Origin of the sequence: Chryseobacterium sp. B21-037 (genome assembly GCF_028570785.1) — a bacterium.
GTDB lineage: Bacteria > Bacteroidota > Bacteroidia > Flavobacteriales > Weeksellaceae > Chryseobacterium > Chryseobacterium proteolyticum.
The window spans coordinates 520,801-544,916 of sequence record NZ_JALGCB010000001.1 but is presented as its reverse complement, the minus strand read 5'-3'; the positions used below and the strand labels follow the sequence as shown (position 1 = coordinate 544,916).

The window sequence follows — 24,116 nt, the reverse complement described above, 5'->3', positions numbered from 1 at the left end:
TAATGACCTTTGTCAAAAAATGGTCTTGACATTTATCAAGAGCATAGCACTGACATCAATCATGGATTCGTGTAAGAGAGCAGATGTTTATAAACAAAAAAAGGACTCAAGCGAATCCTTTCAATTACTAAAACGTTTATGCAGTATTGGAAATTTACAGCCGTCTCTATTTTATGTTTTTATGCAACAGATTATCCAGCGCTACCTTTCCTGAACCATATTTCGCCAGCACCACTAATATTCCTATCACAAGCAAATGGTATTCATAACCTTCCCCTTGTAAAGTGCCGGCCCAGCCCATAAAGAATCAAACTTGGATATGCGCTTTAAAGATCATACCTAGCCACAGCAGTGATCCGCTTAAAAAGTCCAAATAAAATAAGCAGGAAAGTAACCACCTTTTGATTGTATGATCGTATAATTGTATAATCATTTAATCAACCGTTCAAGGCATTCTTTTTAATTCTGCTTAATGTTTCAGGGGAAATACCTAGGTAAGATGCAACCATGTTTTGCGGAAATCTTAAAATGAACGATGGATAGGACTTCATCAACTCTTCATAGCGCTCTTCTGCGCTCATGCTTATGGCTGCATGTATTCGTTTTTGGCTTGCTATGAAACTCTGCTTATCCATTGATTTTAAGGTAGCTGCAACAGCAGGAATCGCCGCCATAAGATCTTGAAGATGCTCCCAGGTAATCTGCAATAGTTCAGAATCTTCAAGCATTTCTATGTGAAATTTTGTAGGGGTGCCCTGCGTATAGCTTTCAGGATCACCGAGCCACCAATCCTCGACTCCAAAACGAACAATATGTTCCTGACCTTTATCATTAACCGAAAACATACGGGCAGATCCTTTAACAACAAAGCTGGCATATTTGCACACATCACCCTCCTGCAGAAGATATTGCCGTTTCCGAAATTTTTTTGGTTTGAATTTTTCTTCTATGAGGATCTTTTCATCAGATTTCAAGGTCATTCCGGATTTGTCTTCAATATATTTGAATAAGGTTTCGTGCATAGGTGATCAAATAAAAGCTGTACTAAAGGTAAAAAATCTTTTTTAAGTAGAATAATGTGCTAATTGTTATTCTTACTATAGTTTACTTAAGATGCTTGTATTCCTAATCTACCACATTCCTTTTAAACATATTTTGAGTTTAATATTTTTGTTTTCAGGATGCCGTGATATTTTTTTGTTAACAATTTTTTTAATGATCCAGACCGATAATATAGATAACTAATACTTTAGTGAAGTCTTTCACAATACTTCACTCGGGAATCTTCCCGGTGAAGAATGGAAATCTATTGAAAATTTTGAAAACTACGCTATTTCCAACTATGGAGATATGAAAAGCCTTGAGCACCTGATTACATCATAAGATGAAAAAAGCGTAAGCCATCGGAATTGATTATGAGACAATTCATGAAATTCTTCAACAAATACCTAGAAAAGATTTTTATAATATACCTGCTTATTATAATCAGAGGGAAAATGATAGCGAAGGTCTGTGCCCCGTTTGGTATAACATCATTTCGTGGAAATTCAAATACCGAGCCTTTTCTGATCTCATTTAAAGATGGTAATAGGTTTCACCTGCATGCTGAAAACTTGGAAAAGCTATCTGTCAGTAAAGACCATTTTAGAAGAACCGGGGCAAACCTGGTTGCAAATAGCAGAGACATGTATGAAAAAGAAGGTAACCTATACAGTGTTGAAGGTGAGCTTATAGCCACTTTTTAAAATATCAATATTAACAGCAGGGCCCTGGAAATTGTCAGTAGAAATAACCTTCACAAACTAAGCATGAAACATCTCACAGTAGGAGGATCCAGATGGTTCTTTAAGAATTACCATCCTACAAAAGAAGATTTTATTTATAAAAAGAATAATTCGGAAACAATAAATTATTAAAGGAATCCCTTGGAAAAAACTGGGTACCGCATCCATAAAATACCCCATGCATGAATTTAAGCTTTTGGAAACAAGAATAATGTCTATTAATTTGAGAAATAAGCATGACGAATAATCCATACTTTTATAGCCCAGTAAATCATGATAGTTAAAAAATTTTGTTATCACTTACCAGTTACTTTATGAAAGAATATGACATTAATGATAAAACACTTGTTATAATTAATGAAAATGAACCCTTATGGGATTTCAATATATCCAAACTTTGGTTATACTCAGAGTTTCTTTACTTAAGGGAAAAGATAAATGATAAAATACTGATCGAAAATATTTAATAAGTAGGTAATGATGGTTTATTGAATTTTTCGGTTTCGTTTCTTTTTATAATTTCAAATTCGTCACCCTTGTTACCTCCAAATTGCATTAAAGAAATCCTTAAAATTTTCTCAAAAGCTGAAAACGGGATGTTATTATCTTCGAATACTTTTTTACAGAGTCCTAATTAATTTTTTCTAATTGCTGAGATCTGATACTCTGACAGGTTGTTATAAAATCAAGCCTTTGTCTTGGGCTGATAATAGTGATATCCTTAGTCTTTGTAATAATAAATACAAGATCTGTTAGATTGGAAGCATATACTGAATACCTGCCATATGGTTTTGAATTAAATATTCCAAAGTATCCCCAAAAACCCTTCGAAGCAAACATACGCATATGCATGTTGAATGCACGTGTATTTGTTTCTTTATATCCACCAAATCATAAATGTTAATCTTTTTTATTGTAAAAACAGGTGATTTTATAAGGATATAATTATCCTTTATCAAATACTCTCTAGGATGTAATATATAGGGGACTATCGCTATTATTGCAAACAGCATTAAAAGAAAATACTTCGCTGCTGCTGAAGGAACCTCAACATAATCTTTTTAAAAATAATAAAATAATAAAGACTAATAATAAATAGATTTAAGACTAATGTTAAGACTATAGTCATTGTGCCCATTTTAGCTTTGTACTTTCTTACCATAATAGTTTTTGATAAATAATTTTTTATTTTCGAATATATGATATTTTCATCATCAAGATAGAGTATCAATGCTGCAGCCATGGAACAGAAAAAAGAAACTAAGCCATGAGTAAAAATAATACTCAAGTGAAAAATCAACCCAACAATTAAAAAAGAATATCTTAATTTTCTATTGGTAGCTAATATACATGCAAAAAGTAAGAGTTCCAAGATAATTACAGACCATGTAAATAAAGGAGTAAATTTACTTAGTGTAAAAATATTGTAGATTCTCTGAATCCAAACCGGCGCTCCAAATACGTTGTGCGTAAACCAATAATAGGCACAGGTTCCATTTCTCCATTCTTCATTGTATAGTTTTCCAACAGCCGAATGCAGGTATATTATAGCAACCTGAAGAATAATCAAAAAATAGTATATATTAAAAAAAACATTAATAGGCTTTCTTCCCTCACTTTTTCTTTCTGGTCTCCATTGATTTAACCGATTATCAAATAAACAGATAAGAACAAGCAGAATGGTAAGATTTGAGGCAATTTGATCACCACCTTCCACAACCAAGAAACTATTACAAATGCTATAATGTACCCATGCTTGTAATAAGCCTGTTACCTGGGGAATATATCCCGTAAAAACAGATAGCAGGATCAGGATCGAAATATATTTTCCCAACTCCAAACCTAATAAATAGAAGATACTGAAATTGGCGAGTGGTATATTTCTTACGAATATCATTTCCTGTTTATTCGACAATAACTCAAAATCAGCCAATTCTGGGACGTTATTGAATAAAAGAGTTAATAAGGCGCCTAAAGCAAATATAGATCGGGCAAATGCTAAACGCTCACTAAATATAGATTTTCTTTCCAACAACAAAATTAATGACCTCATTTCGTGATAATATTTATGGGGAAAACTACAAATTTGGAAGGGTACTCTGGACTTTGGTTTAATAAAGACCAGGGCGGGAGAAATTCCAATGAAATTAAGTATCTTCCATTAAAATTTTTAATACTTTTCTTATCTATCACCAAATCTGAATATTGTAAAGTGTCAGGTTTTATCCCATCCAGAATATTTAATTCAGACTTTGTAGTTATTGTGAAAGATTTAACAGAATCTTCTTTAATTCTTTGTGTAATATTGCCTATTTCAACATTTAATACCCGATTGTGTCTCGATATACCAAAATAATATTCAGAAGAAAAATTTCTAAGATTAAGGTATTCTATCTTATTCCCTTTGACAGAAAAGATATGAATTTTTGGATCTTTTGAAGTCTTGGTAAAAAAGCCCAACCTTCCGGAAAAAACGATACGTAGGATGCTTTTATGCTCTGACTATTGTTAAGAGGATTATTTCCTAAATAAACACTGAGGAGTTTAAAGAATATGAATAAAACAATAAATAGCCCTGAAAAGAGAGCTATTATTGAATATATACTTACTTTCTTCATGTAAAATACTTAAATTCCCTTTAATTGCATTGTTACATCCGAAGTAAATTTTTCTTGTAAGTAAGGAGTATCCATTCCTGTCTGTGGAGCATATAAAAACACAGCTACTGCACCTACAACCACCACAGCTCCTGCAACTGCCACAACTGCCCAAACAACAGTGTCAGTATCAAACCAAACCGTATCCCCAGCCTGTATTTTGATTTGTCTCGCTTTTGAAGCAACCTCTGGGACTGATGTAGAACTGCTGATGTCACTTTGTTCTTTGACCTGTGTCGCATAAAGATTTGTAAGCTCTGTTGCCGTTGCATCATTAGTTTGAGCTAATGCTATTGTTTCTTTTCTTACAAGCTGGGCAGCCTCTTTAATGGCAGCTTCAACTTTGTAATAATCCCCAGAAGAAATGTCTGTTCTGAATTTATCCAAATAACCAGGATTTGAAACTTCAATATTATTAACAACATTATTTTGGAATGCTTCAATCTCTGCAATTTTTGTATTGTCAGTAATAAAGTTTCTAAAGTTTAATTCTTTAAAATCTGATAAGCTATTAGCAATATCTCCTTCAAAAAACATTACTCCTTTAAAAACATCAGCATCACTAAGCGATGCTATTTTTGAAAAATTACTACTGTTTTTTTCATTTTTGATTTCAATACTCTGATTGTCACGAGTATCACCTTGACTACACGACATGTTTAAAAACGAAGCAAGTAATGTACCTAATATGATAGGATGACTTGCGATTTTTCTTACCGATTTCATAATATAATGTTATTAAGTTTTAATATTTGGTAAAACTATAGATTAATACCTTATTTAACAATCCGTAAAATGTATACTTTATACGTTTTTAGAATACAATTATTTTGTTTATAAATTCACAATAATTTTATATTTTTGATTTATATTTTTGACATTATGAAAGTCAGATTAGAAAAAATAAGAGAAAAACGCATACAAAAAGGTTATTCTCAAACATATATTGCAGATCTACTTGATATTTCACAAGCACAGTATAGTCGTTTAGAAAAGGGAGAAAATGATTTTGATATAAAAAAACTGGGTGAATTATTAGAAATTTTAGATATTAATTTTTTTGATGTCATTGAATTCAGTGGTAAGCAAAAACTTTTTGCTAATTCATTACTATTAGGAGGTAGTGGCTTTTACAATAGAGATGCTGAGTTGATTAAGAAAATTGTAACTGAGGTTGTGGATAATTTATTTACTTATCTCCAATAAGTTTGAAAATATTTGAAATTTCTAGATTTAATTGATGTAAAATAGAGATTGATCGTGAGAAATAATGTCATTAAAAATATATGTATCGCCTTAACTACAGGATCTGCAGTCTATGTAATTAATAAGTGGTACTATACAAAAGAATTAGACTATCTTGCATTAGTATTTGTTATTTTATTCCCTCTTATTGCAACATTACTACCATACTTCAATCGTAAAGATTATATTTTTAAATTTGAGCCATCTGATTGGACTCAACTTCCAGATGGCCACTTCCACATGAATGTTCCTTACAAAGTCCATGGAATAGAAAACCCAAAAGCAGTACTTTATGTTATAATTAACAATTCGTTATCGCGTGTATCCGGATCTCTTAATGTGGAAACAAATATCTCTTAAATTGAAAATAGTGAATCCCTCCGTAAGATCAAACAGGTCTACAGGAAGGTTCAGTGCTTTGTACAGCTGAAATAGAGAATGAGATTCGAAATAGTCTAGTGATTCCAATTTTACTGCATTACAAATTTGAATTCCAAATTTAATAATTTGAAAACTTAAACTGATGAAATCAGGAATTGATTTGTAGTCTTGATACAAATATTAATATTTAGAAAATGCTTAATCCTGATATGCTCCTCAATGTCTATAATTACCTGATTGATAAGCTAATATTTTTTATAGTAATTCAAACAACAGGTTAATAACTAGATAACACCATAAAAAAATAAGCACACCCAACGGCATTCATTGTTGCGGGTCTGGCATCAAATATAGAATCTAGTACTCTCAATAATTCTATCTGGACTAACGATTATCGCCCGAATCGGTTGTGATATAGATAGCTCCGTCCTTGTTTGCTTCGTATAAATCATCTCCCTTTGCAAAAACTTCAGCTAATTTATCCACCTACCTTTAATTTCTTTACACTTTTAACAATAAATGCTAAAAGCAGTTCACCACTTGTGCTTATCCTAACTTATAGTAAATTTCAAATTATAATACTAAATATTTCTGAAGAAAAAATTGATTCTATAAGTATAGTTTAATTTGACTTAATCGAACCAAATCATCGATAAAAGTGTTTGAAGATACGCTCGTTAAGGTCCCTTGACAGGAATTATTTTAGACTTTCCGTTTTCAATTAATGACTGTTCTACCAAGATAATTGAGCAAGAAATAACGTCTATTTTTGTTCTCCAAGTTTACCTTTTAGAGTTAACATGTCGTTACTCAATTTTTCATCCAAAATCTTAGCATATTGTTGTGTAGTTTTAATATTTTTATGTCCCAGCATTTTGCTCACGCTTTCAATCGGTACTCCATTAGACAATGTAACAGTAGTAGCAAAAGTATGTCTTGCTATATGAAATGTCAAATCTTTATTGATTCCACAGACACTAGCAATTTCTTTGAGATAAGAATTCATTTTCTGATTGCTAAGAACTGGGAAAAGGACATCTGAATTCACACATTGCGGATGATTTTTATATTTTAAAACCAGCTCCTGAGCTAAAGTCAATAATGGAATTCTGGTTGAAGTACCGGTCTTTTGACGATGTGTAAAAATCCACTGTTCCCCATCAATACCAATATTGATGTTAGATTTTGATAATTGTTTTACATCTACATAAGCCAGACCTGTATAGCAACTAAAAAGAAAAATATCTCGTACTTGCTTCAATCGATCGGAAACAAATTCCTTCTCATAGATCATCTGAATTTCTTCTTTAGCAAGGTAAGGACGTTCAACAGCTTTAATCTTTGCTTTATAGCCCAGAAAAGGATCTTTAATGATCCATCCGTGGGCCATACATAATCGGATGATCTTTTTGAAATTCTTTAGGTATTTCACAGCTGTATTGTTTCCACATTTACGTACACTGCGGAGCCAGAAGTCATAATCACTTACAAAACCGTGATCGATTTGCGTGATATCAATATCAGAAACTTTGTATTTCCATCTAATGAATTCCTGTGTATGCTTTAAAGAAGTTTTATAACGCTCCAGTGTTCCTGGGGCAAAATCCTTACCAACCAAAGCTTCCACTTTGTCATTATGCTCCTGGAATATCGGAATAAGCATTCTTTGCTCAATATCAGTTCCAAGCAGTTTAGATTTTAAACTCTCTGCTGTTACAAAGTTTTCATCTTTCAGCATCAGGTAGTGGAAATCGTAAACTTTCTGTTCTAAAGTTTTAAGATAGAGATTCAGTGTTTTTGCTTCTTGCGAATTGCTTAGTGCTTTGTGTGCTTTAACATCCCATTTCTTCGGATCGATATACCTTTTAGCAGCAATGTCTGCTGCCTTGCCGTCTATCGTAATTCGTAAGTAGATGGGAGCGGTTCCGTTGTTTCTGATTTTATTCTTTTTGATAAAGAATAACAGGTTGAATGTTTTGTTCATTGTGTGATAACTTTAATGATTTACTAATTTACTTTTTGTTACCACTTTTTGCAAGATGTACAATCGTTAGACTGCTTATTGGTCGGGCTTTCCGTGATTTTTCGTGACCCATTTTTGTTATTTTTCGAATGGGATACGAAATAGGACATATAAATCGTGACCTAGTTTGTTTTTTTTTGATACTGCACTAAAACAAAAAACGCTGTAAACATGATGTTTACAGCGTTTTAGCTTATTTTGGTTTCTAACCTTGCGGAGAGTGAGGGATTCGAACCCCCGGACCTGTTACAGTCAACAGTTTTCAAGACTGCCGCAATCGACCACTCTGCCAACTCTCCCTGAACTCCGGCTATGCCTTCGTTTTCAGTGGTGCAAATATAGAACGTTTTTTAATTCTGACAAAATAATTCCCGGATAAATTTTAACAAAATAAAATAATCAGCTAGAAATCAACCGGATTAATTTCCTGGGATTGTCTTTCTGTGTGTATTGATCAACAAACAGGATAAAAAATAAACGCACCAATTCATGATGCGTTTATGATATGATGTATTGATTCAAGTATTAATGCAGTTCAGCAAGATACTTTTCAGCATCCATGGCTGCCATACATCCGCTTCCCGCAGCTGTAATGGCCTGTCTGTAGATGTGATCCTGAACATCTCCTGCTGCAAAAACACCAGGAAGGTTGGTTCTTGTTGATCCTTTCTCCGTTTGAATATACCCGTTTTCATCCAGATCAATTTGTCCGGCGAAGATATCTGTATTAGGCTTGTGGCCGATGGCAATAAAGATCCCGTGCACATCCACGGTAGATTTTTCCTGAGTCTGGTTATTGATCACCACAGCTCTTTCTACAAGATTGTTTTCCCCTTCGATCCCGATCAATTCGTGATGAAACTTCACTTCAATATTCGGTGTATTCTGAACTCTGTGAACCATTGCTTTTGAAGCTCTGAACTCATCCTTTCTTACCAACATGGTTACTTTATTCACCAATTTTGCAAGATAGGTAGCTTCCTCAGCAGCTGTATCACCCGCTCCTACTACCACTACGTCTTTTCCTCTGTAGAAAAATCCATCACAAGTGGCACAAGCAGATACTCCTCCTCCATTATATTTTTTCTCATCGTCCAGCCCCAGATATTTTGCAGTGGCTCCTGTAGAGATAATTACTGTTCTTGCCAGGATTTCTTTGTTTCCAGCATACAATTTATGAACACCACCTACTTCTTTAGAAAATTCAGCCTTTGTGATCATTTCATAATGAACTTTGGTGTCAAATCTTTCTGCCTGTTTCTGCAAATCCATCATCATTTCAGGACCTGTAATACCTGCAGGATATCCGGGAAAGTTATCAACCTCCGTTGTTGTTGTTAATTGTCCGCCCGGTTCCAAACCTGTGAACAATTCAGGTTTAAGATCTGCTCTTGCTGCATAAATTGCCGCTGTGAACCCAGATGGCCCTGATCCAACTATTACACAATCTAAAATGTTTTGCTCCATAATTTACTTTTCAAAAAGATTAAAATTAAAGTTCGCTAATTTCGTAATTTTTAATGTTTTATTAAAGGAATTTTAATGATACTTGTCAATAATCAATATGTCGATTGTCGATGAATGTAGTATTGGTTATCAGGCGCTGGTTTCGGGTTCATCAGAGTTTCAAAACTGCTAAATTGCTTAATCGCGAAATCGCTTTATATGTCAACATGAGCAATCTCCGACTTCTCAGCGCTCTATAAAAATCTTACCCCCTCAACTCTCATCCAACCTACACCTTCATCTTAAACTTATCCACATTAATAATCTTATATACCAGTTCCTTGATCAATTCTGCTTCGCTCATATTCACGGCACCAAGCCCCTTTCCTTTCATATCGAATTCCCTTAAAATAGAAATAACCCTTGTTGCATGTTTCAGAGGATATAGCCTGGCTGTTTCTGCATAATCTTTTATAAAATAGGGGTTGATTCCCATCTGAGAGGCGATAACCTGTGGTGGCTGCCCTGCCATTGTCTGGTAAATAATTACATTTGAAAAATAATTGTACAAACTGGCCAGCATCATCACAAAAGGATTATTCTTGGGATTTTTTCCCATAAAATGGGCAATTTTAAATGCTGCATTGGAATTCTTTGTTCCCAAAGCCTTCTGAAGTTCAAAGACATTGAATTCTTTACTGATCCCGATGTGGTTTTCAACGATCGTTCCGTCCAGAACTTCTCCTTCCTTTAAAATGATCTTTAATTTTCCAAGCTCATTGGCGATCCGTGAAAGATCATTTCCAAGATACTGCGCTAAAAGATGGGAAATATTAGGTGCTGTCTTAATATTCAGCTTGATGCATTCATCAGCAATCCATTTAGGAAGATTATTCTCCCGGATCGATTCGCTCAGGAAAAGAGCCTTTGCCTTGTCCAATGCTTTTGTTACTTTTTTGCGGCTGTCCAGCTTTTTATGCTTGTGGGCAAAAACAAGAACGGTGGAAGGTACAGGGTTTTCAACATAAGATTCCAGGATTCTGCTTTCCTCTTCATTCAGCCTGAGATCCTGTGCTTCTTTTACAATGATCACCTGCTTGTCCCCCATCATAGGAAATTGTCTTGCCAGCGAAAGAACTTCCTGATAGGTAGTATCTTTCCCATAGGTCACGGTCTGGTTGAAAGCTTTTTCATCCTCTTCCAGAAAGTCGTGTTCAAGAGCCTTTACGGCAACATCAATAAAATAAGGTTCATCTCCGTGGAAAAAATAAATCGGTAAAACTTCTTTATTTTTAATATTTTTGAGGATTAAATCTAATTCTTTCATCTTTTAATGGAACTTCCAAAACTGAATTTTCAGGAAACTTTTGATTTTAAATTCAAGAAAGACAAAGATAAGTTTTTTATTTATGACTTGGTTCGTAAAACTTACCTTTTGCTTACCCCTGAAGAATGGGTAAGACAACATTGGATACATTATTATCTTACTGTAAAATCCTACTCCGTATCTGCTTTGGTTACGGAAAAAAAGATCGTTTTAAACGGCCTCACAAAAAGAGTTGACCTGCTGATCACAGAAAAAGCCCAGCCTATTGTTTTGGTGGAATGCAAAGCTCCCCATATTAAACTGACGGAAAAAACTTTTGAACAAACGGCAAGATACAATTCGATCATCGGAGCTAAAGAAATTGTCCTTACCAACGGCCTTCAACATATCAATGCTTATTTTGAGAATGAGCAGTATCAGTTTTATAAAGCGGATCATTAAAATTCCATTTGCCATTCAACACATCAGCAACCGATTGTATATGAATCCTCCCGTTAACTAATAGTTCACAATTTTTAAACACAGTCTATAGTTCATAAGAGCATAAATCTCCCTACATTTAAGCTACAAAAATTGTAAATCATTAAATAACAAAGCACTTAAGAGATTCAGTTGAATGTAAAATTCAGATGATAAAGCTATTGTGCGGTTAGTAAATATTGAGCGGATTACTATGAACATCAGGAATATTATATTCGATTTCGGGGGCGTTTTAATGGATTGGAACCCAAGATATTTTTTCAGGGACTATTTCAATGACGATGAGAAAATGGAATATTTCCTTACCCACATCGCACAGTCTGAATGGAATGAGGAACAGGACCGGGGAAGAAGTCTTATGGAAGGAACCAACATTCAGGTTCAGAAATTTCCGGATTGGGAAAGAGAGCTTAGAGCCTATTATGACAACTGGCATGTTATGCTGAAAAGTGATATTCCACAAAATGTGGAGGTTTTAAGAAAACTCAGCAAAACCAATTATCATCTTTACGGACTCACCAACTGGTCTGAAGAAACATTTCCCTACGCTCTTGAAAATTATGATTTCTTCCAGCTTTTTGATGGAAAAATTGTGGTCTCAGGAACCGAAAAACTGATAAAACCGGATCCCAAAATATGGCATCTCCTACTGGAACGTTACGATATCCATGCTCATGAATCTGTTTTTATAGATGACAATCCAAAGAATATTGAAATGGCAGAATCTTTAGGTTTTCATACCATACAGGTATATCCTACAACAGATCTGGAAAAAGAACTGATCGGTTTGGGATTGAAATTCTAATAAATAACGGATTAACAATGTTTTAATGGTTCTTCTAATAAGTTATTTTTATTAACTTAGATGAGGATTTTGATACATTTTTGTTACTTTATTGAGGAGAAATCCCCTCTCTTTACATGCAGTTTCAAGATCGTATCTCATCCATATTCCTTCAGCTATTAAAGAATAATTAGTGTAATTAAAATAACAAAATATGATACGTTCCATCTTATTAACCACCCTTTTTATGACATCGGGAGCATTATTCAGTCAAAACTTAAAACCCGTTTCTTATCAGGACGGCTCACAGAAGCTCAATGGCCTTGTAACATCCAATGCCGGAAAAAAGCTTCCGGGAATACTGATTTTACCCGCCTGGAAAGGAATTGATGACGAAGCCAAAACAGCTGCTGTAGAGCTTGAAAAACAAGGTTATATTGCGTTTATTGCTGATATTTACGGTGAAGGGAATGTTCCTGCCGACAACGACGCAGCCGGAAAAGCAGCGGGACATTACAAACAAAATTATACGGAATATCAAAAACGGATTTCATTGGCGTTAGAACAGCTTAAAAAGAGCGGTGCATCCAACGGGAAAGTAGCTGTGATCGGCTATTGTTTCGGTGGAACCGGAGCTTTGGAAGTTGCCAGGGCCAATATGCCTGTAGCCGGTGTTGTATCGATTCATGGAAGCATTGGTAAGGACCAGACAAGAAAGAACGGTCCGATCTCAACGAAAATGCTGATTGAAAATCCAGCAGACGATAAAGGAGTTACCCAACAGGATTATGATAACCTGGTGAAAGAAATGAACGACGGGGCTGCTGACTGGCAGATCATCACCTATGCTCATTCAAAGCATACGTTTACTGATCCAAAATCTCCTGATTACAATGAAGTGATGGCTAAGAGAGCATGGAACCATACCCTGATGTTTTTGAAAGAAATTCTGAAGTAACTTTTATCCGGACAATGTATTGATCTGGCGATACAACAACCTTATATTGTCAGATCAATATACTGTCCGGTTTCTTATTAATGGCTACTCTTCCCTGTTCACCAGTTCCATGGAAAAGGCAGGAAGACAGATCGCAATGTATTCACAGGGCTCAGTAAAAGGATTACTGTAACGTACTCTGGCTCCCTTTTCCACAAGAATGCTTTGCCCCTTTTCAAGGATGACCGTTTCACCGTCAATTTCAAACTGCTTTTTTCCGGAAACAATAATGGTAAATTCATCAAACTGAGGAGTCTGGTGAGGTTCGCTCCAACCGGGAGGTGCTACCATATGAGCAATTGATATATCTGAATTATTCGTAGAATTTCCCCAATGTTCCTCAATGAGTTTCCCATCTGTAGTGGGAACGATAAAAGGGGATTTCTGAATTTTATATTTTTTCATTTCAGCCAGCTTTCTTTTTGATTTCGTACACAAAGTTGGTCCGGGTAGGTTCTGCAAAATAAGCAACCTCTTCTTCTCCTGTTTTTACACCTCCCAATCGTTCCATAGCAATCTGGGAGCGGAGATTTTCTTTTCCTACATGGAAATGAACTTTATCCACGAACTGAAAAATGTAATCCAGCATCAGCTTTTTCACTTTAGGATTGATGCCTTTTCCCCAGGATTTTGTTCCATAAAACGTATACCCGATAAAGATGCTGCTGTCATCTTCGTCGTAATTATAATAACGGGAGCTTCCCAATACGTCTCCCGATGCTTTATCAATAATTTTAAAAGCTCCTTTACTTTCCATCGCTCCCTGAAAAAAGCTTTCAAAAATGTCTCTCTTGTAACGGTCTTTGTTCGGGTGTTGTTCCCAGACCTTAGGATCTGAAGCCAGCTCGTATACAGATTCAAAATCCCCTTGTACCAAGGGGATTAATTGAAGTTCATCATTTTCTAAAATAGGTTGAACAGAGAAATTCATACGTCTTAGCTTTTGGTTTTAGCTGCGTCGGTTTCTATTTTCTTGATTTCTTTCAACTTATCAGAAATTTTGATCACCGCATCTAATTTTGCCGGCTTCAAAGCAACTTCTGCCTGAGCCATATCCCACTTAATAACCAAATTTCCGGAATTTTCATCGGTAGGGTTTAATGTAATTTCAAACCATTCCTGCTTATCTGCTAATTTATTTACGGGTACGGTAACGTCTACAACATCCTGCTTTGGATCATAGGTGTACGCGCCCCATTGCTGGAAATCTTTATTTAAAATAACTTTCCATTCTTTTTCAGTTGGAATAATGAATAGTCCATAAGTCCCTGCAGGAACTGTTTTCCCTCCAAAGTTAACGGACTGTCCGAAAGTAATTTTTGTTGAAGAGTTTGCTCCTGCTCTCCACACCTGTCCATAAGGAACCAATTCACCGAAAATTTTACGGCCTTTCACTCCGGGTCTTCCATAATCGATCGTAATCTTAGACATCGAAAATTGTTGTTCCACTCTCTGACGTGGACTTGCTGCCGGTACAGAATAATCCTGTGCAAAACTTAAAGCTGAAGCAGACAGGCAAACTGCGAATAGTAATTTCTTCACGTGTAAATTTTTGCCTAAAATTACGAAATCAAAATAAAACAGCCCTCCCCATTCTTAATAATTTTTGCTTTCGCACTATTAATTTTTAAGACTTTCCAATACTTTTTTTGCCTGCTCAATATGCCTCAAATGATGGTAGATCACAAAACGTAAAGTGTCTCCCAGCTTCAGTTTAATAAGCTTTGAAATACTGATGTTCGTTCTGGTCTTTTCAAGGTTAATATCTTTAGCTTTCTCAAGCAGTCCGAGTAATTGATGCTGTTGTTCAATAAAATCCTTCAACACGTTCTTATCCAATTTACTGTGAATGGAATTCATTGTTTTGAATGTTTTCATTGGATTAAGCTTCTCTTTTGGAAGCATGGACTTTGCGAAGTAGTCCCCTAAAATTCCAGGTGAAAAAGTAACTTTGGGTGGAAATTTTGAAGATAATATCCTTCGGTGGATTTCCGGAATATAAAATTGACCGTACCGGTTAAGGTGCGCTATACATTCCAGTACAGTCCAGGAGTTTTCAGAGGTTCTGTAATTGAGTTCCTGATCCGTTCTATTGAGAAGAGTTTCTACGTACCGGGTGTTATTTTGCGTAATTTCCTTTAATTCTGATAATAATTGAGCGGTAAGAATTTTCATTGATCCTTTTTCTACAAACTTCAGGATTAATCCATTCTGAAATCTTGATTGAACTCAAGATTTCTTTAGCCTCGATAATGTTTCGGGGCTCATGCGCAGATAATTGGCAATATATTTATTGGGAATCTCCTGAAACAGCTTCGGACTCCTTTTCAAAACCCTCTCAAAACGCTCACGGGGAGAATAGATCAGGAGATCTTTTTCCCTTTCAATCTGTTGCAGAACGAGATCTTCCAGAACATGGGTCCACCAATTCAGATGCTGGTAATCCGACCGGATCAACTCATAAAAATTTTTCTTGGTGGCTATTTTTACAGTAGTCCTTTTTATAGCCTGGATGTAAAAATCAGAGGGTTTTTCTGATAAAAAAGAATCAAGTGAAACAATAATGTTCCCCTTATATCCAAACCTGACGATCCGTTCTTCATCCTCATCCATGATAAAAATCCTTACACTTCCTTCTTGCACAAAGTAAATATGAGTATCAGTCTCTCCTTTTACTTTTAAAAACTGGTATCGCTGAATGGTTTTCTGAGCCTGAAATAAACCGGCATCGATCATTGTTTGGATGGTATTTACAGAACTCATAAATTCCGGATATTTGTTATGATGTGTTCTATAAATTTAAATAAAAAATCAGAATAAGATCGCTTTTTCCAGCTCCAGTAATTTTTGTTTTCTCCAGATGCCACCGGCATAGCCAACCAGGTCACCATTAGACCCGATCACCCTATGACAAGGAACCAATATAGCTATTTTATTAATCCCATTGGCGGTTCCTACAGCACGTATAGCCTTTGGGTTTCCTAAAACCTCAGATTGCTGCTTATAGGTCCTGGTCTCTCCCATTGGAATTTCACGTAGCAGCTGCCATACTTTTTCCTGAAACTCTGTACCCGTTATGTATAACGGAACATCAAAAGACTTTCGCCTGCCCTCAAAATATTCCTGTAATTCTCTTTCGAGCTGCTGGAAATGTTTGTTTTCTCCCTGAACGATTTCTGCATTGAGGAATTTTGACAACGAAGCAAACTGCCGGTCCATATTTTTCCGGTCTGTAAATTCAAGAAGACAGATTCCTTCATCAACAGCACAAGCAAACATGATTCCTAAAGGTGTTTCAATCCTTTTAAGGTCAATAATCTTCTGCCTTCCTGTATGTTTTGGGGAGACTCCTACTATATTTTTAAAGCGTTCATTAAAACCACTCAGACTTTCATAACCCGAGGCCATTGCGGCATCGAGAATACTTTCCCCGTTTTTAATCCTTTTGAAAGCCTTATTTACCTTCAGTTTCCTTTGAAAAGCATGAAAAGTGATCCCGTGATTTTTCAAAAACCAACGGCGAACTGTTACCGGCTCTATATTTCTCGCGATCAAGTCGGAGTCTTTAATTTTCACCGATTCATCACCCATTAATTCATTCAGCAATTCCCGGATGTAGGATGGTGTTTCATTGAGTTTTTCCAGCGGCCTGCATACTTTGCATGCTCTGTAACCATGTGCGATAGCCTCTTTCGTGTCTAAAAAAAACTCCACATTTTCTCTTTTGGGCTTTCTGGCAGTGCAGGTGGGACGGCAGAATATTCCGGTCGTTTTTACGGCCATCCAGTACGTTCCTTCAAATGTGGAATCCTTTTCCAGGGAAGCCTGATACATTCTGTCTTCTGTAAGCCTCATTATGATATAAAAATAGGTGAAAAGCTTTGTTTTGCAACAACCTCGCGGCCCGCATCTTCCAAATGATCATAAATGTATCCGTTTAAAAAACTACCTGAGGAAATTCTTTTTACATTAAGCGTTTTTAAAGTTTCAAAATCGGGTAATTCCGGCATACACATAACATTGATAGGAGTCTCCGTGGCGTTCACAATGGTTTTGATATCCTCTTCATCGGTAATACACGGTACAAAGATCCCATCCACTCCCAGTTCTTCAAAGATCCGGATTCTTTGCAAAGTTTCTTCAACAGGATTTTCAATTCCCATCAAAAAGGGATCTGTGCGGAAATTGATGAAAATCTCAACAGCATTGTCTTTCAGTTTTGAAATAACAGGTCGGAATTTTTCATAAATCTCATCCTGTGATAGTAATCTCCTTTTTCCGTCCACCACGATACTGTCTTCAATATTAATCCCTACAGCTCCGGCAGCCGACAGTTTGGAAATATTGGAAACGATCTCATCGGTTGTATTTCCATAACCCGCTTCCAGGTCCACGGATACAGGAATATGAACAGATTTCAGTATCCTTTCAGCCATATAGAAATACTCATCAAAACTCATCTCTTCTCCATCCTCGTACCCCAAACTATGCGCTACCGCAGAGCTTGAAGTGGCTAAAGCTTTATAGCCCAGCTTTTCGTATACTTTCGCGCTTTGTACATTCCATACATTTCCCACCAATAAAGGTTCATTACCATGATGCAGATCTCTGAAAAGTTGAATATTTGTCATTTCTCTTTTTTTTATAAAATTAAGTACTATGTGGTATATTTTGCAACCGAAAAATGAACAAGTATTTTTATTCTTTTATATTTCAAAAATAAAGGTTAATTTCTATACCGAAATCTTTTATCCATGCTGACAAAAATAAAATTCATACTCTTTTTCCTTATTGGCCTCACTACTCTTCACGCACAGGAAACAATTCCTTTCAGATTAACCAAGCACAATAATATTATTGTAAAAGCACTGGTTAATGACAAGGATTCACTAGATCTGATGTTTCAGATTGCCATGGAGGATGCTTCAATATCCCCTCAACGAACCCGGAAGGTAGATCATATTATCTTTAATAAGGATGAAATCAGTGACAACAACAGAGTACAATTGGAAAAAATCACCTGGAAAAATGTGCGTTTTTTTGATAATGAACTGACCGGACATGAAGCTGACGGAAAGTTCGGAACAGGAGCTTTCTCCGGAAAGGCCTTCAAGATCGATTATGACCATAATCAGTTTGTAATTTATGATCATCTACCCGATCTGGAGGGATTTCAGCCTATAAAATTATATCCGGAAAGGGATCAGTTGTTTATTGAAGCAGAAAATATAATCGATGGGAAGACAATTACCGGCCGCTTTCTGTTACAATCGGGATATTCCGGTGGACTTCTGTACAATAATCAGCTTGCGGAAGATAACCTGCTGGATAAAAAATTAAAAATAACGGGCGAGAAAACATTAAAGAATTCCAGCGGAAAAAGTGTGATCACAAAACAAGGAATTTTACCTGAGTTTAAAATCGGAAATACAACATTAAAAAATGTTTCTGCAGGATTCTTTGCCGGAGATCTTAAAACGCAAAAAGTAAGTTATTTTGCAGCTGACCTGATCAAAAGGTTCATATGGATATTTGATGCAGACCGGAAAACAGCTTATATTAAACCCAGCCGATATTTCTCCGATCCTTATTATAAAATCAATTAAAAATAAAAAACTAGCTAATGTTAGGCATTCTATAGTTATATTACAGAGGCTGAACTCATCATAGACATGTAATAATTGGCACAATGCAATGAAGTGATCAATATAATTTCTTTATCAGGAATTTCTTCAAAAGCTTCGGAGGTAGCGATCTGGTATTCATAATCGGGGTTATTCCACTTAAAATTAGGTTTCATCACTACATATTCAGAACCCTCTTCATCCACCAGCACGAAAGATTCTTTAAAAATCCCTCTGTGCTTAAAGGCATAACTTTTTTTACAATCATTAAAATGGGTCTGAATGACGATTTCTCCGTTCCAGTTCATTCTGAACTTCAGCAGAACACGATCATGGTATTTCAGTTCAATCGTTGTTCCCCAAAAACCTTTAGGTTCTATTACATAATGGGAATAATCCGCCAGGTCAATGACTGCATTGAACTTAAACCAGCTATTATAAGAAAGTTTTCCAATTAATTTCTCATCTTTTGTCACTTCAAAAGATAAAGCATTATTTGATTTTGCGTTATATTCTGCCATGGTTACTTTTGATTTGATGGAATTCCTATTAGTTTTTTTACAATTTTAACAGCCTGAATTTTAACGCTCTAATTTATAAATAAATCGGCAAAAAAAAACTAATATGTTTACATCAACTAAAAACCCCGTAAAAAATTACGGGGCAAAAATTATCTGTTTTTTTATATCAAAATATCGATTATTCTTTTATCGTATTCAGGAAATCCTGGCTGTTGACCAGCTGCTCTACAAGATTGTCGATAGCCGGTGGCAGGAATTTTTCAAATTTGGCTCCTTTTGTGTTTGCCTTTCCTGTTATCAGATCAGTCCAAACCACTTTTCCTTCATTGTCAATCAACTGAAACTTTACGGTGATCTGAGGAATCAGCTGAACAGTAGAGAATCCGGAAATGGCTTCGTAATCCATTTTTTGTAATTCTGATTTTAACGTAAAACTTTTATTATCGCTGCCTAAGTTAACATTCTTTTCTTTAAGCCCGTTTTTTATAGCGTCCGTAAGGATTTCTGAAACAGGTTTTTCAGCCATATAAGCACCGGACATGGTTTGGTTGTACATGTTTTTCTTATAGAAAATAACTTTATTATCCTGATATCCCCTTGTATCTTTCATAGGATCGATCTGAACAGTCTTACTGGAAGCTAATTTATTATCAATTTTTAACCCTGATTGATAATTAATTTTCTGAACAGAATTAGATAATGCACAACTCGTTAAAGACGTCAACGAAACACCTAAAACAAAAATTTTAAATTTTGATTTCATTCAATTTTATTTAATAAATTTTAACGGGCTAATTTACATATTTATCAATTTCCTTTTACCTACTCTCTTTAATTTTTCCAATGTTTATCGTACATTAAAATAAACCCAATAAAATATTCGCCAAAAATAAAAACACACCTTAAATTATTCATTAAAGTGCGTTTAGAACTATGGTAAGAAAAATGTCCGAAGTCATTGTATGATAACCTTTGTAATATCGTAAACCTTATATTGTAGAACCAAAACTTTACTCAAGATAATATTGATTGAAATCAATAGAGTCTTTTGGTTTATTTAACCCCGTCTTATTTTTAAACTCCTTATCAATTACAAAATTCTTTTCTGTAATTATTACCTCTTCACTGTTTTTGAACAATTTTAAAAGTTCAATTTTATATTGTGAATGTAATGTTTGAAAATATTTACTATACAAACACATCCCAATTTCTTTTTCAGCGAACTGTTTTCCAAATGCTGTGGTTGGTTGTGGTTTTATATAGGAATCCCTTAGTTTCCAATCATCAAAATAATAGTCTCTGTAAGTATATTCACAATCGAGTACTTTGATTTTTACGGTCTTATAGGGGTTTTCAAATAAAGCATAAAAAAATGCGGTTAAGAAGACTACTATACACACTCCAACAATGAAAATTCTTTTATTTTTCATATAATATATTGATCCGAGAAAATTAAAATCCGAAAAATATTTTAAAAATTTCTTTATACATTGATTCAAATAAAATAGTGAATCATTCAAATTTAGACAATGATTTCTTCATTATCTCTATTATCTATATAAGATTTATTCTTTACTAAAAAACGCACCCCAATTACTTAGGGTGCGTTTTACATTTATTTTTTAGGAATTACATCGCTTCCATTTTGAAAGTCATACTTTCAATTACTTTTAGAATTGCTTCTACAGTATCCATGGAAGTTAAACATGGTACTCCGTTTTCAACACTCATTCTTCTGATCTGGAAACCGTCTCTTTCAACTTGTTTCCCTTTTGTCATGGTATTAACTACATACTGTACTTTACCTTTCTGGATCAGGTCGATAAGGTTGACATCCTCTTCTCCGATCTTGTATCCTATTTTACAAGGAATTCCTTTCTCTTCAAAGAATTTAGCCGTTCCCTCGGTTGCCCAGATTCTGAATCCTACTTCATGGAATCTTGCAGCAAGATCAGCAGCCTCTTCTTTATGCTTATCAGCCACAGTGAAGAGAATAGAGCCATGCATCGGAACTTTTCTTCCTGCAGCGATCAAACCTTTGTAAAGTGCTTTTTCCAGAGTTGTATCTTTTCCCATTACTTCTCCTGTAGATTTCATTTCAGGTCCCAGGGAGATATCAACTTTTGTTAATTTGGAGAAAGAGAACACAGGAACTTTTACAAACACCCCTTCTTTATTAGGTACCAGTCCGTTTTCATATCCAAGGTCTTTTAGTTTCTGACCTAATATTGCTTTTGTTGCCAGATTAGCCATCGGCACATCCGTAATTTTTGAAAGGAAAGGAACCGTTCTTGATGAACGTGGATTTACCTCGATCACATATACATTCCCTTCAAAAAGAACATATTGGATATTCATTAATCCGATCACATTAAGGCCTTTTGCCAGCCTTTGTGTGTAATCCACCAATGTATCAATTTCTTTTTGAGAAACATTCTGCGGTGGATACACTGCGATAGAGTCTCCGGAGTGAACCCCTGCTCTTTCAATGTGCTCCATAATTCCAGGGATAATTACAGTTTCCCCGTCACAGATGGCATCCACTTCCACTTCTTTTCCGGTGATGTAGCGGTCTACCAGTACTGGATGTTCCGGGCTTGCATCTACCGCAAATTCCATATAATGTGCCAGTTCCGCTTCTGTATATACAATCTCCATGGCTCTTCCTCCCAACACATAACTTGGTCTTACCAACACGGGATATCCGATTTCATTGGCAATCTTTATTGCCTCTTCTTTCGAAGTTGAAGTTTTTCCCAGTGGTTGAGGAATTCCAAGTTCCTGAAGCGCTTTCTCGAATTTATCTCTGTTTTCAGCTCTGTCAAGATCTTCTAATGAAGTTCCCAGGATCTTTACTCCATGGCTGGCCAATTTATCTGCAAGGTTAATCGCTGTTTGTCCTCCGAACTGTACGACTACTCCTGTTGGCTTTTCCAGTTCGATGATGTTCATTACATCTTCTTCCGTCAGAGGTTCAAAATACAGTTTATCTGAGATTGAGAAATCTGTAGAAACAGTCTCAGGGTTGTTATTGATGATGATTGCTTCATATCCCATTTCTTTGATCGCCCATACTGAATGTACCGTTGCATAATCAAATTCTACCCCTTGTCCGATTCTGATAGGTCCCGAACCTAAAACAATAACCTTTTTCTTATCTGAAACCACACTTTCATTTTCCTCCTCATAGGTTCCGTAGAAATATGGGGTTTCACTTTCAAATTCAGCTGCGCAGGTATCCACCATTTTATAAACCGGCATCACCCCGTTTTCTTTTCTGAAGTTGAAAACTTCACGCTGTGTCGTCTCCCAAAGGTGGGCGATATTAAGGTCTGCGAAACCTAATTTTTTAGCTTCAATTAAAGTCTCTTTATTGAATTTATTGTCTGCAATAACTTTTTCGAAATCAATAAGCTTTTTGATCTTCCAGATAAAGAATTTGTCAATTTTACTCCATTCTACGATCTGTTCCCAGTCATATCCTCTTCTCAACGCATCCCCGATGATAAATAATCTCTCATCATCACAAACTCTGATTCTTCTTTCGATTTCTTCTGCTGTAAGCGCTTCTGCCTGTTTTTTCTTTAATCCGAGATGTCTGATTCCTGTTTCTAAAGAACGGATCGCTTTTTGTAAAGACTCTTCAAAATTTCTTCCGATGGCCATAACCTCTCCGGTAGCTTTCATCTGAGTAGAAAGTCTTCTGTCAGCAGTTTCAAATTTATCGAACGGGAATCTCGGGAATTTGGTTACCACATAATCCAGTGCAGGCTCAAAACATGCATATGTTTTTCCTGTAACCGGATTCATAATTTCATCCAACGTAAGTCCTACTGCAATTTTAGCCGCAATCTTAGCGATCGGATATCCTGTTGCCTTACTTGCTAAAGCTGATGATCTGGAAACCCTAGGGTTTACCTCGATGATATAATAATTGAATGAGTGAGGATCCAGGGCCAGCTGCACATTACATCCTCCCTCAATTCCTAATGCTCTGATGATTTTAAGTGATGCATTTCTCAATAGTTGATACTCTCTATCCGAAAGTGTCTGTGAAGGCGCCACAACAATTGAGTCCCCCGTGTGAACTCCTACCGGATCGATATTCTCCATGTTACAAACCACAATGGCATTGTCGTTCGCATCACGCATTACCTCATATTCAATCTCCTTGAAACCGGCAATTGATTTTTCGATAAGACACTGGGTAACCGGGCTGTATTTCAATCCTAATTCAGCAATCTCCTTCAATTCAGCCTCATTGGAAGCGATTCCACCTCCTGTTCCTCCCATCGTAAAGGCAGGACGAACAATTACAGGATATCCGATTTCTTCTGCAAAATTAAGGGCTCCTTCCACTGTATTTACAATATCAGATTCCGGAACCGGCTCGTTCAGTTCTCTCATCAACTCACGGAACAGATCTCTGTCCTCCGCTCTGTTGATCGCTGAAAGTTTAGTTCCAAGTACCTCAACTTTACATTCTTCAAGAATCCCTGATTTCTCTAATTCTACCGCCATATTCAATCCGGTTTGTCCTCCCAAAGTAGGAAGCAACGCATCCGGACGCTCTTTTCTGATGATATGACTTACAAACTGAAGGGATATCGGCTCGATATATACTTTATCAGCGATCTCCACATCCGTCATAATCGTTGCAGGATTTGAGTTGATCAAAATTACCCTGTAGCCTTCTTCTCTCAAAGACAAACAAGCCTGCGTTCCTGCGTAATCGAATTCGGCAGCCTGTCCAATGATGATAGGCCCGGAACCAATTACTAAAATTGTTTTTATATCTGTACGTTTTGCCATTTTCTTTTTTTAGATACAAGATGTTAGATGTCAGA

At 35.9% G+C, this 24,116-nt stretch carries 27 protein-coding genes, 1 tRNA gene and 1 pseudogene; 8 read left to right on the top strand and 21 right to left on the bottom strand.

Translation table 11 applies throughout. From position 1 onward, the window contains the following. Positions 1 to 166 precede the first annotated feature (166 nt). On the bottom strand, positions 167 to 301 hold the full coding sequence (locus MTQ00_RS02450) for a hypothetical protein (RefSeq protein ID WP_273647586.1): 135 nt from the start codon (positions 299 to 301) through the stop codon (positions 167 to 169). Positions 302 to 437: 136 nt separating this feature from the next. Beyond that, on the bottom strand, positions 438 to 1,022 hold the full coding sequence (locus tag MTQ00_RS02445; RefSeq protein WP_273647585.1) for a Crp/Fnr family transcriptional regulator: 585 nt from the start codon (positions 1,020 to 1,022) through the stop codon (positions 438 to 440). 280 nt (positions 1,023 to 1,302) lie between these two features. On the opposite strand from MTQ00_RS02445, the pseudogene MTQ00_RS22345 reads away from it, so the two are divergent. Next, positions 1,303 to 1,383, top strand: a pseudogene (locus tag MTQ00_RS22345) (hypothetical protein); the annotation flags it as partial. Positions 1,384 to 1,496: 113 nt separating this feature from the next. Beyond that, positions 1,497 to 1,745 (top strand): hypothetical protein, encoded by a 249-nt coding sequence (locus MTQ00_RS02440; RefSeq protein ID WP_273647584.1) that lies wholly within the window; start codon positions 1,497 to 1,499, stop codon positions 1,743 to 1,745. Between the two features lie 669 nt (positions 1,746 to 2,414). Here the strand turns inward: MTQ00_RS02440 and MTQ00_RS22340 are convergent. From MTQ00_RS22340 to MTQ00_RS02430, 4 genes are all read right to left on the bottom strand, one after another. Further along, positions 2,415 to 2,624, bottom strand: a complete 210-nt coding sequence (locus MTQ00_RS22340) for a PH domain-containing protein (protein ID WP_442868040.1) — start codon at positions 2,622 to 2,624, stop codon at positions 2,415 to 2,417. 172 nt (positions 2,625 to 2,796) lie between these two features. Next, positions 2,797 to 3,837, bottom strand: a complete 1,041-nt coding sequence (locus MTQ00_RS02435; protein WP_273647583.1) for a sporulation-delaying protein SdpB family protein — start codon at positions 3,835 to 3,837, stop codon at positions 2,797 to 2,799. Continuing rightward, on the bottom strand, positions 3,834 to 4,262 hold the full coding sequence (locus MTQ00_RS22335) for a hypothetical protein (protein WP_442868071.1): 429 nt from the start codon (positions 4,260 to 4,262) through the stop codon (positions 3,834 to 3,836). The genes MTQ00_RS02435 and MTQ00_RS22335 overlap by 4 nt, the downstream gene beginning before the upstream one ends. A gap of 149 nt (positions 4,263 to 4,411) precedes the next feature. Beyond that, a complete protein-coding gene (locus MTQ00_RS02430) occupies positions 4,412 to 5,167 on the bottom strand; it encodes a hypothetical protein (RefSeq protein WP_273647582.1) in 756 nt (251 codons plus the stop codon). Between the two features lie 156 nt (positions 5,168 to 5,323). Here MTQ00_RS02430 and MTQ00_RS02425 point away from each other — a divergent pair, with 156 nt between their 5' ends. Next, on the top strand, positions 5,324 to 5,647 hold the full coding sequence (locus MTQ00_RS02425) for a helix-turn-helix domain-containing protein (protein ID WP_273647581.1): 324 nt from the start codon (positions 5,324 to 5,326) through the stop codon (positions 5,645 to 5,647). Positions 5,648 to 5,701: 54 nt separating this feature from the next. Further along, a complete protein-coding gene (locus MTQ00_RS02420) occupies positions 5,702 to 6,046 on the top strand; it encodes a hypothetical protein (protein ID WP_273647580.1) in 345 nt (114 codons plus the stop codon). A 784-nt stretch (positions 6,047 to 6,830) separates the two neighbouring features. On the opposite strand, the gene MTQ00_RS02415 is transcribed toward MTQ00_RS02420, so the two are convergent. The 4 genes from MTQ00_RS02415 to holA form a co-directional block, all read right to left on the bottom strand. Continuing rightward, entirely contained in the window at positions 6,831 to 8,051 is a 1,221-nt protein-coding gene (locus tag MTQ00_RS02415) for a site-specific integrase (protein WP_273647579.1), read from the bottom strand. Positions 8,052 to 8,304: 253 nt separating this feature from the next. Then, positions 8,305 to 8,389 (bottom strand) — tRNA-Ser (locus tag MTQ00_RS02410). A 226-nt stretch (positions 8,390 to 8,615) separates the two neighbouring features. Beyond that, the gene (gene trxB / locus MTQ00_RS02405) at positions 8,616 to 9,557 is read right to left on the bottom strand and encodes a thioredoxin-disulfide reductase (protein ID WP_172277927.1); all 942 of its coding nucleotides are present in this window, start codon (positions 9,555 to 9,557) and stop codon (positions 8,616 to 8,618) included. 268 nt (positions 9,558 to 9,825) lie between these two features. Next, positions 9,826 to 10,863, bottom strand: coding sequence for a DNA polymerase III subunit delta (holA, locus tag MTQ00_RS02400; RefSeq protein WP_273647578.1), 1,038 nt, complete (start codon positions 10,861 to 10,863; stop codon positions 9,826 to 9,828). A 6-nt stretch (positions 10,864 to 10,869) separates the two neighbouring features. Between holA and MTQ00_RS02395 the strand changes: the two genes are divergently transcribed. The 3 genes from MTQ00_RS02395 to MTQ00_RS02385 all read left to right on the top strand — a co-directional run bounded on the left by MTQ00_RS02395 (position 10,870) and on the right by MTQ00_RS02385 (position 13,085). Then, positions 10,870 to 11,304 (top strand): type I restriction enzyme HsdR N-terminal domain-containing protein, encoded by a 435-nt coding sequence (locus MTQ00_RS02395; protein ID WP_273647577.1) that lies wholly within the window; start codon positions 10,870 to 10,872, stop codon positions 11,302 to 11,304. A gap of 232 nt (positions 11,305 to 11,536) precedes the next feature. Then, positions 11,537 to 12,148, top strand: coding sequence for an HAD family hydrolase (locus tag MTQ00_RS02390; protein WP_273647576.1), 612 nt, complete (start codon positions 11,537 to 11,539; stop codon positions 12,146 to 12,148). Positions 12,149 to 12,341: 193 nt separating this feature from the next. Further along, the gene (locus MTQ00_RS02385; protein WP_273647575.1) at positions 12,342 to 13,085 is read left to right on the top strand and encodes a dienelactone hydrolase family protein; all 744 of its coding nucleotides are present in this window, start codon (positions 12,342 to 12,344) and stop codon (positions 13,083 to 13,085) included. Positions 13,086 to 13,169: 84 nt separating this feature from the next. Here MTQ00_RS02385 and MTQ00_RS02380 read toward each other — a convergent pair whose 3' ends face one another. The 7 genes from MTQ00_RS02380 to MTQ00_RS02350 all read right to left on the bottom strand — a co-directional run bounded on the left by MTQ00_RS02380 (position 13,170) and on the right by MTQ00_RS02350 (position 17,755). Then, complete coding sequence (locus MTQ00_RS02380) at positions 13,170 to 13,529, bottom strand: cupin domain-containing protein (protein WP_273647574.1); 360 nt, start codon at positions 13,527 to 13,529, stop codon at positions 13,170 to 13,172. 1 nt (position 13,530) lies between these two features. Continuing rightward, positions 13,531 to 14,055 carry a GNAT family N-acetyltransferase gene (locus tag MTQ00_RS02375; RefSeq protein WP_273647573.1) on the bottom strand — a complete coding sequence of 175 codons (525 nt, stop codon included), beginning with the start codon at positions 14,053 to 14,055 and terminating at the stop codon, positions 13,531 to 13,533. Between the two features lie 5 nt (positions 14,056 to 14,060). Further along, a complete protein-coding gene (locus MTQ00_RS02370) occupies positions 14,061 to 14,666 on the bottom strand; it encodes a DUF2911 domain-containing protein (protein WP_172277915.1) in 606 nt (201 codons plus the stop codon). 78 nt (positions 14,667 to 14,744) lie between these two features. Beyond that, a complete protein-coding gene (locus MTQ00_RS02365; RefSeq protein WP_273647572.1) occupies positions 14,745 to 15,299 on the bottom strand; it encodes a DinB family protein in 555 nt (184 codons plus the stop codon). A gap of 54 nt (positions 15,300 to 15,353) precedes the next feature. Next, complete coding sequence (locus tag MTQ00_RS02360) at positions 15,354 to 15,887, bottom strand: Crp/Fnr family transcriptional regulator (protein WP_273647571.1); 534 nt, start codon at positions 15,885 to 15,887, stop codon at positions 15,354 to 15,356. Positions 15,888 to 15,935: 48 nt separating this feature from the next. After that, positions 15,936 to 16,979, bottom strand: coding sequence for a bifunctional transcriptional activator/DNA repair enzyme AdaA (locus MTQ00_RS02355; protein WP_273647570.1), 1,044 nt, complete (start codon positions 16,977 to 16,979; stop codon positions 15,936 to 15,938). Further along, complete coding sequence (locus tag MTQ00_RS02350; protein WP_273647569.1) at positions 16,979 to 17,755, bottom strand: isocitrate lyase/PEP mutase family protein; 777 nt, start codon at positions 17,753 to 17,755, stop codon at positions 16,979 to 16,981. The genes MTQ00_RS02355 and MTQ00_RS02350 overlap by 1 nt, the downstream gene beginning before the upstream one ends. Positions 17,756 to 17,878: 123 nt before the next feature. Between MTQ00_RS02350 and MTQ00_RS02345 the strand changes: the two genes are divergently transcribed. Continuing rightward, the gene (locus MTQ00_RS02345) at positions 17,879 to 18,730 is read left to right on the top strand and encodes a hypothetical protein (protein ID WP_273647568.1); all 852 of its coding nucleotides are present in this window, start codon (positions 17,879 to 17,881) and stop codon (positions 18,728 to 18,730) included. Positions 18,731 to 18,765: 35 nt separating this feature from the next. On the opposite strand, the gene MTQ00_RS02340 is transcribed toward MTQ00_RS02345, so the two are convergent. From MTQ00_RS02340 to carB, 4 genes are all read right to left on the bottom strand, one after another. Next, the gene (locus tag MTQ00_RS02340) at positions 18,766 to 19,269 is read right to left on the bottom strand and encodes a hypothetical protein (RefSeq protein ID WP_273647567.1); all 504 of its coding nucleotides are present in this window, start codon (positions 19,267 to 19,269) and stop codon (positions 18,766 to 18,768) included. Positions 19,270 to 19,447: 178 nt separating this feature from the next. Next, entirely contained in the window at positions 19,448 to 20,032 is a 585-nt protein-coding gene (locus MTQ00_RS02335) for a hypothetical protein (RefSeq protein WP_172277902.1), read from the bottom strand. Positions 20,033 to 20,279: 247 nt separating this feature from the next. Continuing rightward, positions 20,280 to 20,699 carry a hypothetical protein gene (locus MTQ00_RS02330; protein WP_273647566.1) on the bottom strand — a complete coding sequence of 140 codons (420 nt, stop codon included), beginning with the start codon at positions 20,697 to 20,699 and terminating at the stop codon, positions 20,280 to 20,282. A 199-nt stretch (positions 20,700 to 20,898) separates the two neighbouring features. Further along, a complete protein-coding gene (gene carB, locus MTQ00_RS02325) occupies positions 20,899 to 24,081 on the bottom strand; it encodes a carbamoyl-phosphate synthase large subunit (RefSeq protein ID WP_273647565.1) in 3,183 nt (1,060 codons plus the stop codon). Between the last annotated feature and the right edge of the window lie 35 nt (positions 24,082 to 24,116).